Consider the following 17,214-nt stretch of genomic DNA (forward strand, 5'->3'; position numbering starts at 1 on the left):
AGGGTTGTCATGCTGAGCGAAGTCGAAGCATCTAACTTTTTGTGGTGAAAAAATCAAAAACTTCTAAAATTTGTAGGATTGAAAATATATCGTGCAGTTTTTGTTTCAGGAGAATTTGCATCCAATTCATACCAAGGAGAAATTTCGGAATTGAATGGATTGGATAGAATATGGATGGATTGAGCCGGAGTATAACCTTCACCCAAAAGATAAAGTTTCTTTCCTTCCGGATTTTTGGAAACTCCTGCAATAAAAATCACATGTCCCGGACTTCCCGGAGTGATGAGGATGTCACCAGTTTTTAAATCTTCATTTTTATTCACGGGAAATGTTTCCTTATTTAGAGAAATAGTTCCGGCATAGTTGAAGATCAAATCCAGATAATTTCTAAAATTTTGATAAGAATCATCAAAATCGGCTGTTTTTCTGAAATTTACGGAGTTGCCATTTACAAAAGCTCTTGTTCCGTTTTTATAATCGTTCCATTTCAGCAAATCTCCGCTAGTAAAATGGAATTTTATATCATCGAATTTTTTAGCTTTATAGAAATATTCGGCTCTTAGACGAATTACTGCATCGGCACATTGTTGCAAATCTTTTTTTCCGGTATCAATATCGAAAACGGCTTCGTGAAGATTTTGTGTAGCGATCTCGGTTCCGTCATATTTTAAAATCGGACTTCCATAAGGTTTCAACTTGAAATTTTCAATAAAATGTCCGAAAGAATCGGGTTTTTCAGTTATCCATTTATAGGATTTTGGTGGTGAAAATCGTTCTTTGATGGAGTTTTTATCTTTATTAATTTGAACGAAATTTTTTGAATCAATAAACTTGATATTTGTACTATTTGACAAAACTTTGTCATTATTGCAACCTAAAATTATTAGTAAAGAGAATAGAGTTACTATGTTTTTCATTACATGAATTAGATTTTTTTAATTGATACTAATGAAAAATTATAAAACTTATTTCATGAAATGAATATACATTAAATCAACTGATTTTATATAATTTTTGATTGATATTTAATTTTCCTGATTATTTATGAATAGATAATTGACGTAGTTTTTATGAATAGTATGATAAAATAGAACGAGAATTATCATAGAAGTAATGAAGCCAAAAGTGATAAAATCATACGGAAAAAAGGAGTTCACGTAGGCAAATACAATCGCAAGACGGATAAATTCCAAATGAAAAATCCATTTGCGCTGTTCTAGCATTGCTCCGATTAAGATAACATTAAAAAATATAAATAATCCTCCTATTATAAGCTGATAAATAGATTGCTGTTTCTCGAATAACAAATAAAAAAATTCAGAACATGTGATCATTATAAAATTAATCCTTATATAGGAAATAAGTTTGTCCGATAATGCAATTTTGGATTCCTGTATATTTAATTTGCTTTCAAGTGTTTTTCTTATATTCGGTTTTATCACTTTGGGAGACCCGAATATGGCTTCCCATTTATTTTTAAAACCTTTCGCTCTGCGGAAAGCGAGTGTTATTTCTAAAAAATAATGAAAATGCTGCCACAAAAAGCTGTAACTATTCAGTGGGTGCATAATGCCGTACTTTATATCTTCCTTGTTTTCTTCTTCTGCAAACGTCCCAAATATTTTGTCCCAAATAATAAATATATCTCCAAAATTTTTGTCCAGATATTTTTTATTGCTGCTATGATGCACCCGATGATGAGATGGAGTTACAAATATTTTTTCCAATATACCTAATTTGTCCACTGCTTGTGTATGTATAAAAAATGGATAAGCTCCGTGAATCAGCAATATAACGGTAATCATCTCCGGAGGAAAACCAATAATAGGAATAAATGACCAAAATAAAGACCTGAAACCCGCCTGAAATACGGTAATTCTTGCGGCAGTAGTAAAGTTAAAATCTACACTTTGATGGTGTACAATATGTGCTGCCCACAATATATTAATTTTATGTCCTAAACGATGGTACCAGTACCATAGCAAATCGGTAATAAGAAGTAGTAATATCCAGTTCAATACCGAATTTTTTATAGAAAATAATGCAAAATTCTTGTAAAGCCAATCAAAAAAGAAATAAAAAAGAGAAGTGGTGAACAAATCGCATACCCGCTCAAAAATACCAACATTAATGTTGCTTAAACTTTCTCCAAAGTGAAAAATTTTCTTGTCTTTTTTAAGGCTGTAATAGTATTCCAAGCCACAGAATATAAAGAATATAGGTATTATTAATGCTAAATAATTTAACTCCATTTTTTTATTAATTTTAATTAAAGTCTCAAGAAAAACCCCAACTAAAAGTAGGGGCTAATTCATAAATATATGTTTGTATATCAAAATTACCCCAGATTATTTGTTTGCATTTTGTAACAATTACGTGTTATTCTCATAGTAATACTTTTTATCAAGATGCACTTATTTTAGTTACATTTCTATTAGTCTACTACAAAGGTAGACTAATATTTTAATTGTCCAAATTTTTTTATTTGTTTTTTTATTCTTACCGTCAATTTGTACCTTTGGATTTCTAAAGAAAAAATAATGAATCATCAACCGATTGAAGGTTTTTCTAAACTATCAAAACAACGAAAAATAGACTGGCTTATTAAGGAATATTTGAGCAACGATCGTAGCTACGAACAAATTTTACAGCAATATTGGAATAATGATGCCGATCTTCAGAAACTGCACGAAGAATTTTCAGAAAATACGATTTCCAATTTTTATATGCCTTACGGAATTGCCCCCAATTTTTTGATTGACGGAAAATTATTTGCACTTCCGATGGCTGTAGAAGAAAGTTCTGTGGTGGCTGCAGCTTCAAAATCTGCAAAATTCTGGCTGGATAAAGGTGGTTTTAAAACGACAATTATAAATACTAAAAAATTAGGACACACCCATTTTATTTTCAATGTAGAATCTCACAAACTTCAGCATTTTTTCAATTTTAAATTAAAGAAAAAGTTGTTTGAAGCTACGGAAGAAATTACAGCCAATATGCGGAAACGTGGTGGTGGAATTCTGAATATTCGATTGATCGACAAAACTGCTGAAATGGAAAATTATTACCAGCTAAAAGCAAGTTTTGATACGGTAGATTCAATGGGAGCTAATTTCATCAATTCCTGTCTCGAACAGTTTGGAAAAACACTGAGAGAAGAAGTAGCAAACGATGAAGAATTTACTCAGGAAGAGAAAGATTCTCTGCAAATTGTGATGAATATTTTATCAAATTTTACTCCGGATTGTATTGTAAGAGCTGAAGTTTCCTGTAAAATAGAAGATCTAAAAGACGACAGTGGTGTTTCGCCTGAAGAATTTGCTTGGAAATTTAAGCAAGCAGTTACCATTGCTGAAATTGAACCTTTCCGTGCAACTACCCACAACAAAGGAATTATGAATGGAGTAGATGCTGTTGTGATTGCAACTGGAAACGATTTTCGTGCAACCGAAGCGTGTGCTCATGCGTATGCTTCCAGAAACGGGAGATATTCTTCTCTTACGCATTGTACAACCGACAACGGAATTTTCAGATTTTGGATCGATTTGCCGATTTCCGTTGGTGTAGTTGGTGGTCTCACAAATCTTCATCCTTTGGTAAAATTTTCTCTTGCACTTTTAGGAAAACCTTCTGCACAAGAATTAATGAGTATTTTGGCTGTTTCCGGTTTGGCTCAAAATTTTGCGGCGCTACGTTCTTTGGTTACAACAGGAATTCAGAAAGGTCACATGAAAATGCATTTATTCAATATTCTGAATCAGTTTGGTGCAACAGAAGAAGAAAAGCACTATTTTGTAAACTACTTTAAAGATAAAACCGTGAGTCATCATGAAGTGATTTCGGAGCTGGAAAAATTGCGATCTAAATAATTATTGAAGATGAAAAACTTAACATTAATAATCGGCGCAGTTTACGGTTTATTATCCGTAATTCTTGGAGCTTTTGGAGCTCATGCTTTCAAAAAAATATTATCAGTAGAACGGTTGGAAAGTTTTGAAACCGGAGTTCGTTATCAAATGTACGCCGCATTTTTTCTACTAATTGTAGGCTACATTCTGAAATTTGAAACAGGTTCAGAAAAGTGGATTTCTCTTTTGATGATTTTCGGAACGTTATTGTTTTCAGTAAGCATTTATTTTCTGAGTTTTCAGGAATATTGGGGAGTAAATTTAAAGTTTCTTGGTCCCATTACTCCACTTGGCGGATTGTTTATGATTATCAGTTGGGGGATGCTTATTTTTTACTTTACTAAAACTAAATTTTAATGTTTTTATTCATTTTCAAATTTGTAATTTAAACTTCCATGTCTTTTTAGTAAATTTGTCAAATTTTAAAAATTCAAAATAAAATAATACTAAAAATATGAATCTTCACGAGTATCAGTCTAAAGAGATTTTATCAAAATACGGTGTTGCTACGCAACGCGGTATTGTAGCCAATAATGTAGACGAAGCTGTAGCTGCAGCTGAAAAGCTAACCGCCGAAACCGGAACGCAAGGTTGGGTGGTGAAAGCTCAGGTTCATGCAGGTGGACGTGGAAAAGGAGGAGGTGTAAAATTCTCTCCAAATATGGATAAACTAAAAGAAAACGCACAAAATATTATAGGAATGCGTTTAGTAACTCCACAAACTTCCGCAGAAGGGAAATTGGTGAATTCTGTTTTGGTAGCCGAAGATGTATATTATCCAGGTGAATCCGAAACTAAAGAATTTTATGTTTCTATTCTTTTAGACAGAGCACAAGGAAAAAATACAGTAGTATATTCCACAGAAGGAGGAATGGATATTGAGCACGTTGCAGAAGTTACTCCTCATTTGATTCATAAAGAAACGATTGATCCGGCTTTAGGATTGCAAGGTTTTCAGGCAAGAAAAATAGCTTTCAACTTAGGTCTTGAAGGTAATGCTTTCAAAGAATTTACAAAATTCATCACAAATCTTTATAATGCATATACAGGAATTGATGCTTCACTTTTCGAAATTAATCCTGTTCTTAAAACTTCAGACAACAAAATTATCGCTGTTGATGCAAAGGTTACTTTGGATGATAATTCCTTGTTCCGTCACAAAGATTTAGCAGAATTGAGAGATAAAAGAGAAGAAGATCCGATGGATGTAGAAGCAGGTGAAGCGGGTCTTAATTTCGTAAAATTAGATGGGAATGTTGCTTGTATGGTAAATGGAGCTGGTCTTGCAATGGCAACAATGGACATCATTAAATTATCCGGAGGAAATCCTGCAAATTTCCTTGATGTGGGTGGAACAGCAGATGCACAAAGAGTACAAACCGCTTTCGGAATTATTTTGAGAGATCCTAATGTAAAAGCAATTTTGATCAATATTTTTGGTGGAATTGTACGATGCGACAGAGTAGCTCAAGGTGTTGTAGATGCTTATAAAGCAATGGGAAGTATTCCTGTTCCGATTATTGTAAGATTGCAGGGAACTAATGCTGTGGAAGCAAAGAAAATTATTGATGAATCCGGATTGAACGTACATTCCGCAATTACATTAGAAGAAGCAGCGAATAAAGTAAAAGAAGTTTTGGCTTAGACTTATTTGTTGAAAAAATAGATTAAAAACCGTTCAATTTTTTGAACGGTTTTTATTTTTTGGCGTAATATTTTCATTTTAAAGAAAAAAAGTATTTGATGGAGAAAATAAGAATACCTAAACCATGTCATGAAAATTGGAATGAAATGACACCGGAAGAAAAAGGTCGTCATTGTGCAGTTTGTAATAAAGTGGTAATGGATTTTACTCAAAAATCTTTACCTGAAATAAAGCTAACCCTTCAGGAAAACTCTCATCAAAGAATTTGTGGAAGATTCAATGGAGAACATGTAGAATCAAATCTGAACTGGTTTCAAAAAAAGGCTTCCAATTTTTATCATTTTATTTCCACAAAGCAGTCGAATGGTTTTGTATTTTCTTTGGCAATCGGATTCTTGTTTTTGACAGGTTGCAAAAAAGAAGTAGTTGGAAAAGTTGAAAAAATCAAGGATTCCACTAAAACGTGCACAAAAGATAGTATGAATGATATTGAAATGGGAGAAGCTTTGCCTCCATCTCGAATAGATTCAGCGGTGATAAGAAATAAAAATTCTGCTAAATTAAATGACATTGAACCAATTGAACCTCCAAAAAGTGTAACGATGGGAATAGTTGCACCACCTCCGGTTTTGGAAGAACCTGTTTCTCCGACGATGGAAAAAGATTCCTTGAAAAGTGAGAATAAATGATATATTTTTTTGGTTTCGGCGGCGAAGCCGCCGAAACCAAAAAATCAATTTTTATCTTCATGATTTGTAGAAACATCATGATTAGTAATACTGATGCTTGTTGGAGAAACCAATTGAATATTTTCTTTATCTAAATTTTTTTTAATGCAAAGTAATGCGTCACTTTTTACTTTGGAAATATTTGCACCCACTTCCATCCAGAATTTTACCTGCATATTAAAATTTCCCTGATTAATAGCTGTGAAATTCACTTCCACAGAATCCACTTTGTCTACATGTTCCAATGATTTTATAGCATTTAGAACTACATCTCGTGCTCGGGAAACATCTTCATCAGCTGGAATTTCATAATTAAGAATAATTCTTCGTTGTTCTGCTGCTGTTACATTTATAAATGGAGAACTGAAAATCAACTGGTTCGGAATATAGACTTTTTTACCTTCATCATTTGTGATTTTTGTAGTTAGAAGTCCAATTTCCTGAACCGTTCCGGAATGATTTCCTATTGTTACATAATCTCCTACCTGAAAAGATTTATCAACACTTACCAGCATTCCGGAAAATATACTCGAAACTAGATCTTTCAAAGCAACTCCGGCAATAACACCTGCAACTCCCAAACTTCCGATGAATTTCCATAAAAATCCACTCAATCCCATTACTTCAAGAGCAATAAATGTCCCTAACAGTAGGATCAGAAATCTGAAAAACCCTACAAAAGAAACAATGGTTTCTTGTCTCTTGGGAAATATTTTATGAAAAAATTTTACGGCAAGTTTGCTTAGATAAGAACTGGTAATCAGAAAGAAAAGAAATATTAAAACTCCGACTATCAGATTGGGTGTATATTCTGCAAACTTTTCGTACCAATGATAAATGGTCTTCCAAACCAGATCGATATACTTTATTCCTCCATTTTCCATGATGCAATTTATAAAAATTCATAAAAAATTAAAGAAAAAACTTTGCCAATTAAAATAAGTCTACTAAATTTGTAGACTAATAATTTAAAAAAGCAAAATGGTATGTCAATCAAATTAGGAGATACTGCACCCAATTTTCAAGCAGATTCGTCTGTAGGAGATTTAGATTTTTATGAGTATTTAGGAAATTCTTGGGGAATTCTGTTTTCCCATCCCGCTGATTATACTCCGGTTTGTACCACAGAATTGGGAATGACCTCTAAATTGAAATCGGAATTTGATAAAAGAGATACTAAAGTTATTGCTTTAAGTGTGGATGATGCTAATGATCATAGAAATTGGGTGAAAGATATTAATGAAACTCAAATTACTGATGTGCAATTTCCAATAGTCGCAGACAAAGACCGAAAAGTTTCGGAATTGTATGATTTTATACATCCCAATGCTTCTGCAACAGCAACTGTTCGCTCATTACTGATTATTGATCCTGATAAAAAAGTAAGGCTCATTATTACTTATCCAGCTTCAACAGGAAGAAATTTTAATGAAATTCTGAGAGTTTTAGATTCTTTGCAATTGGTTACCAATCACCAGATTGCCACTCCTGTAAACTGGGAAGATGGTGATGATGTAATAGTACCGCCAACAATTTCTACCGAAGATGCAAGAAAAATTTTTCCTAAAGGCGTGACGGAAATAAAACCCTATCTAAGATATACACCACAACCTAATAAATAAATTTTTCGTATAGTTTAGTTGATTGAAAAAGTCTCTCGTTTTTTGAGAGACTTTTTCTTATTTTTTGTTTAGCAAAGTTTGAAGATCTTTATTAAAATGATTTTGTCTTTCACCAAGAGTTGAAAAAAAATCTTTATCAAAATTTTCTACAGCAATTACAGCCTCTTTTACTACTTCTAATCCTTTTTTGGTAAGTTCTACTTTTTTTGCTCTGGTATCGGTTTCATGTTCTATTCTTGCGATCATATTTTTTTTCTGTAGCGTTTTTAAAACAGTAGAAGTTGTCATGGGATCAATCTTTGTATGGTTGGAAAGCAAAATTTGCGTAACATCCATTTTATGAAGGGTAAGCCAATGAATACTGGCTAATAAAACAAATTGAGAATGAGTCAAATCATACTCTTGCAATGCTTTTTTTATTTCCCTTTGCCAAAGATTGGTTACCTGCCACAATAAAAAACCTGAACTGTCATTAGCATCTTCCACCGAGAAAGTATTATTTTCAGATTTCATAATGTTTGTAATTTAAGATCATTAAAATTCAAAAATATTGAAAACCTTCTTAAATTCAAAGTGCGATTTGTTTTGCATGTGCAATCTGATTGGCTACATCCTGAGGTAAATTTTCTACAATATTTTTGGCAACCAATTTCACCCAAAGAGAAGATAGTAAACCTTTTACAGTCATGGTAACTGTAATTTTCAGTCCGTCTTTTGTTTCTTCGTAAGCATGTTCTCCGTACATTTTTGCTAACGGAAATTTTGTTAAGTCTACAAATTTTCGATTTGGTATTATTTCCAAAAGTTTGATTTTTACTTTAGGTCCTCCTTTTGGCTTAAGAATGAAAAAATTCCCTTGTTTAAAATCGCTTAAAAGTTCGGAATGTTCTACGCTTTCATCCCAGTTTTTCCAGTTATTGATGTCGGTTGTCAATTTCCAGATTTGTTCTTTGCTCACTTCTTTTGTAGTAGTTGAATACGTTTTTGTCCACATAATGTTTAATTTTATAAGCGCAAATATAATAAGTACACTTATGATATCAAAATAAAAAATTAAATTTTAAATAAAAAATCCTTCAAATAATTGAAGGACAGAGTAATAAAAAATTAAATAAGCTTATAGGAAAATTAAAATAAGTGCCATTACTAATCCTATTGCTGTAAAAATCATTCCTCTTTTAAAAACCTTGGTTTTGGGATTGAACATCCAGAAACTAGAAACTACAAAGAAAAATAAAGAAATCCCGAAAAAAGTATTTAATGGTGAAAGTGCATCTTTTGATTCAGATTTATGCAGCTTTGTCATCTTGTCTAAAACAAACGGAAGTTCTTTTTTGGTATATTTTGCTTCGCCCGTTACAGAGTTATAAGTTCCCTGCTTAAAGTAGTAAATCCCGTTTTCTGTTTTGTCAATTTTCAGTTCACGGATTTTCAATTCTCTTCCTAAATCTTTTTCGGAAATATTTTTATCGATTATTTTTTCAATATGTTTTTCTTTTTTTAGGAAACCGGTATCTCGATAGATCAGCAAAACGCCACTGATTGCATAAACTGCCATTATTCCTGCCATAAAATAACCTAAATAGCGGTGAACAACCCGCATAAAACTTCTTGTATTTTTTATTGTATCCATAGTTTGCATTTTAATATAAAAAAGTGGAAACTCAGAATTCCACTTTTTTTCACAAATATAAAATTTAATTGGTGCGACTACAATTTATATGTTAGTGTAAAATAATAATTTCTTGGTGCAATTGGATTCACAGAATAATTTTCGTGAACATTGTAATTTACTTCGTCAAACACATTTCCTATTTTACCCATTATAGAAATTTTTTTGAACTGATAACCTAAAGAGACATCTACTGTGGTAAACCCTTCCAATTCTACAAGTCTGTTTTGTTGATTTGCCGGTGGATATTTGGTGTTATTCCAGCCCGCTAATCTATTTCCTGTATAGAAGGCAGTTACGCCAAGTTTTAGTCCTTTTACATATTTGGGTAAAGTATAAAATGCAGAAACATTGGCTGTTACAGAAGGTGTTCTGGTAATTCTTTCTCCTTCTACAAAACTACCTATGGTATCTGGTGTTTTTACATATTCTGCGTGGTTATAAGATACGCCTCCTATAATGGATAGATTAGCATTAGGATTTCCTGTAATGTCTAATTCTGCACCTCTACTTCTGGATTTTCCGCTGAGGAATTTTAAATTGCTGTTGTTATTTGGATTTCCATCTTTATCAAGGATTGCTGTAGAAACTAAGTTATTATTATCAATTTGGTAAGCAGTAAAATTAAGCGACAAAGTGTTTTTTATAATATTAGTTTTTAATCCTATTTCATATTGATCGATTATCGAAGATTCTAATGGATTTCCATAAATATCGGTATTGTTTCCTGTATTGTTGGGAGTAAAAGAATTGGCATAACTGGCAAAAGCCATCATTTTATCATTTATTTCATAGATAAACCCTAGTCTTGGTGAAAAACCTCTTTCTACTAACTGATTGGTGCTTTGTTTTGTTTCTGTACTTTCGATGAAATTTTTTACAGTTCTTTCTTTAGTTTCAAGATAATTAAAACGAATTCCGGCTAATACTTTTATCTTTCCGAAGCTCATTAAATTTTGAACAAAAGCACCAAATCTTTGTGTAGGAATGCTGGTTACCTCTCTTTTTACAGCCTCTATTTTTTCTACTGTTGTCCAAGTTTCTGGGCGATCTAGGTAAGTAAGAGTTGCATTATTAAAAGGAAAATTCTTTTTTCCATCTGGTGTTGTAAAAGTATAAGCATCTGCTTTACTATAATCTGCATCTATACCTGTTAGCAATTTATGTTTTATTTTTCCTGTGGTAAATTCGCCATTCAAGTTCGCTTGGAAAACAGTGTAATTTTGCTCATTATAGGTTCTGTTAAGAGATTGATAATAACTTCTTTCCGGAATGTTAGTGGTGTTTACCAGCCATTGGATTCTCTCTGTGGAATAATAATCTCTAGTAAAATTCTGATAAGAAGCTACGGAACTAAGCTGCCAATTGGTGCTTAGTTGATGATTTACTGTAACCGTTGTAGTTGCCATTTGCGAGGTAATGTACTGCCAATCTGCACCAATAAAAGCATTTCTAGAAAGTCCTGTGTTGAAGTTGGAAATTCCAGTTTGTTGATCCATAATACCTCCTAAACCCCAATCTGGTGTATAATGATGTTTCAGATAATCTGCTTCCACAATAATTTGGGTTTTATCCGAAATATTAAATAAAAAACTGGGGTTAAAATATTGTTTCTGAGAATTTACCACATCTCTAAAACTATCTTTGTACTCATAACTTCCATTTACTCTAAACGCTGAATTTTTAGACAAAGCCCCGTGAATATCTATTGTAGGTTTTATATTATTCCAACTGCCATAGTTAAGTGCTAGATTTCCACCAAATGCGAATAATGGTTTTTTGGTAACCATATTTACAATACCACCAGGAGATACATTTCCGTAGAGAATGGCGGCACTACCTTTTAATACTTCTACACGTTCCAGTCCGGAAACTTCTGGGAAAATGCCGGAATTTATTCTATTTCCGTTTTTAAAAATATTTTCATTGCCAAAAGTATAGCCTCTTGCTCCAAAATTATCTTGAGAACTTCCTCTGGATGAAGTAAGATAAACTCCATTTACATTTCTCACCACATCAGAAAGCTGTTGCGCTTGTTGCTGTTCTATCACCTCGTGTGTTACCACCGCAACAGCTTGTGGAGTTTCCATAGGCGAAAGTTTAGATTTTATGGTGAAAAGTTTGGCTGTATTTGGATTTCCCGTTTTATGGAGATTAACATCTTCTATTTCTTGAATTTTTATTGTATCATTTTCAGGTTTGTACTGCATTTGTGAAAAAGAACTTCCTGAAATTATCAGTAAGCCAGCGCACATTATTTGCTTCTGCATAATTCTATTTATTTAGAATGAATTAAAATAATGATGCAAAAATAAATATTCATTCTTAAAAATCAAAAATTTATTTAGAATTATTAAAAATAAATATTGTGATTTTTGTCAGTTATGGTATTAGTATTGACTAAAAAAATAAAAAGAGATAACAAAACTTGTTATCCCTCAATAGTTTAGAAATATTTTTAAAAATAATTAAATCATTAATGCAGTTTCTAATGCCAGTTCAATCATCGGTTTTAGTGCTTTCTCCCTTTCATCGGCAGAAATTTGCTCGTGTGTTGGGATAATATCGGAAACAGTGAGAATTGTAGCTGCATTTTTTCCTAAATGTTTGGCATTGGCAAAAAGTGCAAAGGCTTCCATTTCTACCGCAAGACAATTATATTTGGTAGCGATAGCAGGAGTATTCGGATCTTTTCTGTAAAAAATATCACTGGTGTGGATATTGGTGGTTTTTATGGGAATAGAAAGATTTTCAGCAGCTTTAGTAATGGTATTAAAAACAATTCCCTGATTCGGAATAATTTCTTCTTCAATTCCCCAAGCAAATTTTGCAAAAGTGCTTTCGCTGGCTGCATTTTCTACATTCAGAACATCAAAAAGTTTTAAATCTGTGGAATATGCACCACAAGTACCGATTCTGATAATAGTATCTACATCGTATTCCGTATAAAGCTCATAGGAATAAATCCCGATACTTGGAGCGCCCATTCCGCTTGCTCCAACGGAAATTGTTTTTCCTTTGAATTTTCCTGTAAAATAGAAAACATTTCTGGTATTGCTTACCAATTGTGCGTCTTCAAGAAAATTTTCTGCAATATATTTTGCACGAAGCGGATCTCCCGGCTGTAAAACGATATTGGCAATTTCTCCTTTTTCTGCCTTAATGTGTATGCTCATAAATTTTGATTGATAGTGAACAAATATAAAAAAATAAGAATTACAAAAATGGGAATTAATTTCCTAAAATTTCCTGAAGTTCCAGCCAGCGCATTTCGAGATTTTCTAATTTTCCGGAGATACTTTCCAATTTGGCGGAGAGTTTGGAGATTTTTTCGTAATCGGTTTCGTTATTCAGCTGATTGAGAATTTTATCCCGTTGTTGTTCCAGTTCGGGCATTTCTTTTTCTATTTGTTCTAATTCTCGCTGTTCTTTGAAGGAAAGCCTTTTTTTTGTTGATGGTTGTTGTGTGATACTTGTCGGTTCTATTCTTTCATCTTTGATTTTTTCCCTTTCTTCTGACTTCTGATTTCCCACATTTGATTTTCTACTTTCCCGATATTCTGAAAAATTGCCAACAAAATCTTTTATTTTTCCCTCTCCTTCAAAAGCCAAGACGTGATCTACAATCCTATCCATAAAATATCGGTCGTGGGAAACGATAATCAGTGAACCTTGGAATTGCTGAAGGAAATTTTCGAGAACCGTTAAAGTCGGTAGATCTAAATCATTGGTTGGTTCATCAAAAATTAAAAAATTAGGATTTTGATATAAAATGTACATTAAATGCAGTCTTCTTTTTTCGCCACCGGAAAGTTTGGAAATAGGAGAGTACTGGGTTTGGTCATCAAATAAAAATAATCTCAAAAACTGAGATGCAGAAAGGCTTTTTCCATTGGCTAAAGGATAATATTCTGCAACTTCTTTGATGAAATCAATCACTCTTTCATCTTCTTTATATTGTAATCCTTTTTGCGAAAAATATCCGAAATGAATGGTTTCTCCGGTTTCGATCTCACCTTTGTCAGCCTTTTCAAATCCTTGAATAATGTTTAAAAGAGTAGATTTTCCGACTCCGTTTTTCCCTATAATTCCTACTTTTTCGCCACGCTGAAACTGATAACTGAAATCTTTCAGTAAAACTTTATCTCCAAATCGTTTGTCAATATTTTTAAGTTCAAGAATTTTTTTACCAAGACGTTTCATTTCAAAATCCAACTCTAAGCCTTGCTTTCGGGTATCAGTTTTGGCAACTTTTTCGGTTTCGTAGAAAGCATCTATTCTGGATTTCGATTTTGTAGTTCTTGCTTTCGGCTGTCTCCGCATCCATTCGAGTTCTTTTCTGTAAAGATTGTTGGCTTTATCAATGGTTGCATTGAGATTTTCCTCACGAATCATCTTGTTTTCGAGATATGTTGCATAAGAACCATTGTGAAGGTAGAGATTTTTATCTTCCATTTCCCAAATGATATCACAAACACTATCAAGAAAATATCGGTCGTGCGTAACCAATAACAAGGTGATTTTAGCTTTACTCAAATAATTTTCCAACCATTCTACCATTTCTACATCAAGATGATTGGTGGGCTCGTCCATAATTAAAAGTGTGTGACGATGTTCCGCTCTGGTTTCGGTCAGTAATTTTGCTAAAGCAACACGTTTAATTTGTCCACCGGAAAGTGTTCCCATTTTTGCTTCAAGATCAGTGATTTTCAGCTGGGAGAGAATTTGCTTCATTTCGTTTTCCAAATCCCATGCTTTATGGACTTCCATTTCGGATAATGCTTTTTCTATGAAAGCGGAGTCTGTAGAATGAAGCGATTTATGATAATTTTTAAGAGCCAAAATAGGTTCGGAATCTAAAGTCATCATAAATTGGTCGATAGTAAGATTCGGATCAAAATCAATTTCCTGATCAAACAATACCACCTGAATGTCTTTGTTAATGATTACATTTCCACTGTCTGCAATTTCTTTTCCCATCAGAATTTTTAGAAGGGTAGATTTTCCGCTTCCATTTTTGGCAACAATGGCAATTTTATCGCCTTCATTGATATTGAAAGAAATATTTTCAAATAAAACTTTTATTCCATATGATTTGGTGAGGTTTTCAGCTGTAATATAATTCATGCGGCAAAAATAGGGTAATCTGTATTAAGAAAAAAGCGATTCATAAGAACCGCTTCATCTATTATTTTTTTATGAATTTTATAGGTTTTTCATCATCTACTTTTAGAAGATATTCTCCAGGATTCAGAAAAGAGACATCAATAGCTGCATCTTTAATTTTACCTTTTTTGAGAAGTTTTCCGTCCAAAGCATAAATGGTGAATTCATTTTTTATATTTTTTGAAACTATGGAAAGTATAGACTTTACAGGGTTTGGATAGATTTGAAATTTTTTGCTATCGGTTTCATTCGTACTCATTATAACAGGATCTATAACTTCCAGTTTTATATCATCCAGATAAACTCCGTCTTCATTCACACCTGAATCGGAAATCAATCGGAATCGGATTTTAATATTTTTACCAATATAACTGCTTAATGATATTTTTTCATATTTCCAACCGGATGAAGCTCCATCATAAAGCGGTTTGTTTATTGTCTGACTATCCGAACCAAGACCGGTATATTCTCCACATTGTTGTGTCCAAGTAGTACCTCCGTTTTCGGAAACTTCAAAAACCATATAATCATAGCCATTTTCAGTATTCCATTTGGCTTTAAAACCAATCCAGGCATATTTTACATTGTTAAGGTTAAATGTATTTTTAGAAGTGATTTTTGTTTGCGAATTATCCGGATAATTTCCGCTCGGACTATCCGTAATACAGCTTGGAGAGGAAACAAAATTACTTGTGGTAGTATTCCAACTTCCTGTTTTGTCCCAATTATTCATATTATTTCCTTCATCGTTAAGAAGTACTCTTGAGCTTCCAAAAACTTTAGAGATTGGAATGGTTTGCACAAAATCTCCATTGTCAATTTTCAAGCTGAAAGAAATGAAATTTCCATTGATCGGTAATTCATTAAGATGACCGGAAAAACTAATATTTACTGAAGAACCTTGTGCTGTATCAGGAATAGTAACAGTAGCATTGGTGATATCAACACCAGAAGTATTACTTGATAAAGTTGCCGTAGCTGTACCGCTTCCAATTCCTATTTTTTTTGCAGAAAATTGCAAAGTGAAATCCTGACCGGATATATTGATATTGCTATTGTCTTCAATAGTATAATAATTGTAAATGGATTTTAGAAAAGTAAGATTAGCATGAAGCATACCTTTATTGGTAATGCTCACTTGTGAAGGTGTATCCCAAAAACTATAACCATTTTCGGGTGTATACGCTAATATTTTAGATTTTTGAGGTGTTGCTACATACATCCAGTCATCTGAACCTCCGGAAGTAAGATATAAAAGGGATGAAATTTGATTGGTGTATCCATTATTTTTTACCATTTCATTTCCCAAGTTTGTAAACAATTCATGATCTGGAGTAAAAGCATCATAATCATATCCGAAAGGAAATAATAACAATCCGGAATATGTATGATTATTAATAGCTCCTATGAATTGATTTTGTTCGCAAAGCCATTTAATAGCCTGATTTTCCACTTCGGAAAAAGGAGCTGTTCCACAATAAGTGTTAGAATCTGGCGAGGTAGAAGTTCCTGTAGTTCCCCAATTATAACCGTAATTTCTATTATTGTCCACACCATAAGAACCATCACCGTTATTCCGTCTGTTTTTTCTCCACATTCCACCACCGGAAGGATCAGCATTGCAATTGTAAGCATATCCATCAGGATTTACGATAGGAACAATGTATAATTCGGTTTTGTCAAGGATTGTTTTTATTTCAGGATTGGTAGCATAGTTTTCCAAAAGATACCACATAAAATAAATCAGTTGCTGTACAGATCCGGGTTCACGAGCGTGATGTACTGCTGTGAAAAGAAGTTTATTTTTTGGTGTGGTTATTTGGTTGTTGCTTAGTTTTACTAAAAAAATATCTCTGTTTTCGACTGTTTTAAAAGTACTAATCGGTGCTTTTGGCGTAATAAGATTAGGATAAAGAGTATTCATTTTGGCAAGATCTTCAAAAACCTGATCATAATTCAGGAATCCGGCCATACTTCCTGTTCTGTAATTTACAGGATCGGTAATAGAATTACAAGCCAACGTGTAGTTTTTGTTTGAAGGATTTTTTAATTCTTCCTCATATTTTTTATGGAAAGTTTCTATTACATCAGGATCCAAAACCTTGTATTGCAAACCTGAATTATTTAGTTTATTCAAAATATCTGCTGAAACTATTGCTTCCACAAATTTATTTTTCTTTCCGTTGAAATGATCCAATTCCGCAATTTCAATAATTTTCTGGAGTTCTGCCGATGATGAATAATAAATTTTAATTTTTGAATATTTGTCGCTGGTTTGCGAATATACTTTTGTAAAACAAAAATTAACAATTATTAAAAAGAACAAAATTTTTTTCATGTAGATAAATTTTTTTAAAAACAGTCGATAAATGTAATGAAAATTTTGCAGATTTTGTAAATCAAAGATCTTAATGATTGAGAGTTACAGTTTCAATTAAAGATAAAATTTCAATTTCATAATTTGTACTTTTGT

15 protein-coding genes are annotated in these 17,214 nt (G+C 32.8%); 5 read left to right on the forward strand and 10 right to left on the reverse strand.

The window, feature by feature from the left end; translation table 11 throughout:
* Window positions 1–53: 53 nt before the first annotated feature.
* Window positions 54–917, reverse strand: coding sequence for a DUF4846 domain-containing protein (locus AC2A1C_RS05785; RefSeq protein ID WP_484024262.1), 864 nt, complete (start codon window positions 915–917; stop codon window positions 54–56).
* 108 nt (window positions 918–1,025) lie between these two features.
* A complete protein-coding gene (locus AC2A1C_RS05790; RefSeq protein ID WP_484024263.1) occupies window positions 1,026–2,018 on the reverse strand; it encodes a sterol desaturase family protein in 993 nt (330 codons plus the stop codon).
* A gap of 522 nt (window positions 2,019–2,540) precedes the next feature.
* Between AC2A1C_RS05790 and AC2A1C_RS05795 the strand changes: the two genes are divergently transcribed.
* The 4 genes from AC2A1C_RS05795 to AC2A1C_RS05810 all read left to right on the forward strand — a co-directional run bounded on the left by AC2A1C_RS05795 (window position 2,541) and on the right by AC2A1C_RS05810 (window position 6,242).
* Window positions 2,541–3,869 (forward strand): hydroxymethylglutaryl-CoA reductase, degradative, encoded by a 1,329-nt coding sequence (locus tag AC2A1C_RS05795; RefSeq protein WP_484024264.1) that lies wholly within the window; start codon window positions 2,541–2,543, stop codon window positions 3,867–3,869.
* Between the two features lie 9 nt (window positions 3,870–3,878).
* The gene (locus tag AC2A1C_RS05800; protein ID WP_484024266.1) at window positions 3,879–4,265 is read left to right on the forward strand and encodes a DUF423 domain-containing protein; all 387 of its coding nucleotides are present in this window, start codon (window positions 3,879–3,881) and stop codon (window positions 4,263–4,265) included.
* Window positions 4,266–4,362: 97 nt separating this feature from the next.
* Window positions 4,363–5,553 (forward strand): ADP-forming succinate--CoA ligase subunit beta, encoded by a 1,191-nt coding sequence (sucC, locus tag AC2A1C_RS05805; RefSeq protein ID WP_484024268.1) that lies wholly within the window; start codon window positions 4,363–4,365, stop codon window positions 5,551–5,553.
* A gap of 98 nt (window positions 5,554–5,651) precedes the next feature.
* Entirely contained in the window at window positions 5,652–6,242 is a 591-nt protein-coding gene (locus AC2A1C_RS05810; RefSeq protein WP_484024270.1) for a hypothetical protein, read from the forward strand.
* 44 nt (window positions 6,243–6,286) lie between these two features.
* Here AC2A1C_RS05810 and AC2A1C_RS05815 read toward each other — a convergent pair whose 3' ends face one another.
* Window positions 6,287–7,165, reverse strand: coding sequence for a mechanosensitive ion channel family protein (locus AC2A1C_RS05815; RefSeq protein ID WP_484024272.1), 879 nt, complete (start codon window positions 7,163–7,165; stop codon window positions 6,287–6,289).
* A 102-nt stretch (window positions 7,166–7,267) separates the two neighbouring features.
* Here AC2A1C_RS05815 and AC2A1C_RS05820 point away from each other — a divergent pair, with 102 nt between their 5' ends.
* A complete protein-coding gene (locus AC2A1C_RS05820; RefSeq protein ID WP_484024274.1) occupies window positions 7,268–7,903 on the forward strand; it encodes a peroxiredoxin in 636 nt (211 codons plus the stop codon).
* 57 nt (window positions 7,904–7,960) lie between these two features.
* Here the strand turns inward: AC2A1C_RS05820 and AC2A1C_RS05825 are convergent, their stop codons facing one another.
* The 7 genes from AC2A1C_RS05825 to AC2A1C_RS05855 all read right to left on the reverse strand — a co-directional run bounded on the left by AC2A1C_RS05825 (window position 7,961) and on the right by AC2A1C_RS05855 (window position 17,079).
* Window positions 7,961–8,416 carry a MarR family winged helix-turn-helix transcriptional regulator gene (locus tag AC2A1C_RS05825; protein WP_484024276.1) on the reverse strand — a complete coding sequence of 152 codons (456 nt, stop codon included), beginning with the start codon at window positions 8,414–8,416 and terminating at the stop codon, window positions 7,961–7,963.
* Window positions 8,417–8,471: 55 nt separating this feature from the next.
* Window positions 8,472–8,897: an SRPBCC family protein gene (locus tag AC2A1C_RS05830; protein WP_484024278.1), complete on the reverse strand. Its 426-nt coding sequence runs from the start codon at window positions 8,895–8,897 to the stop codon at window positions 8,472–8,474.
* Between the two features lie 123 nt (window positions 8,898–9,020).
* Window positions 9,021–9,536: a hypothetical protein gene (locus AC2A1C_RS05835; protein ID WP_484024280.1), complete on the reverse strand. Its 516-nt coding sequence runs from the start codon at window positions 9,534–9,536 to the stop codon at window positions 9,021–9,023.
* Window positions 9,537–9,613: 77 nt separating this feature from the next.
* Window positions 9,614–11,845, reverse strand: a complete 2,232-nt coding sequence (locus tag AC2A1C_RS05840; RefSeq protein WP_484024282.1) for a TonB-dependent siderophore receptor — start codon at window positions 11,843–11,845, stop codon at window positions 9,614–9,616.
* 198 nt (window positions 11,846–12,043) lie between these two features.
* Entirely contained in the window at window positions 12,044–12,751 is a 708-nt protein-coding gene (deoD, locus tag AC2A1C_RS05845; RefSeq protein WP_484024283.1) for a purine-nucleoside phosphorylase, read from the reverse strand.
* A gap of 55 nt (window positions 12,752–12,806) precedes the next feature.
* Entirely contained in the window at window positions 12,807–14,702 is a 1,896-nt protein-coding gene (locus AC2A1C_RS05850) for an ABC-F family ATP-binding cassette domain-containing protein (protein WP_484024285.1), read from the reverse strand.
* A 61-nt stretch (window positions 14,703–14,763) separates the two neighbouring features.
* Window positions 14,764–17,079, reverse strand: a complete 2,316-nt coding sequence (locus tag AC2A1C_RS05855) for a M14 family metallopeptidase (RefSeq protein WP_484024287.1) — start codon at window positions 17,077–17,079, stop codon at window positions 14,764–14,766.
* Window positions 17,080–17,214 lie beyond the last annotated feature (135 nt).

It is taken from the genome of Chryseobacterium sp. HNCC26DJ241 (assembly GCF_057180505.1).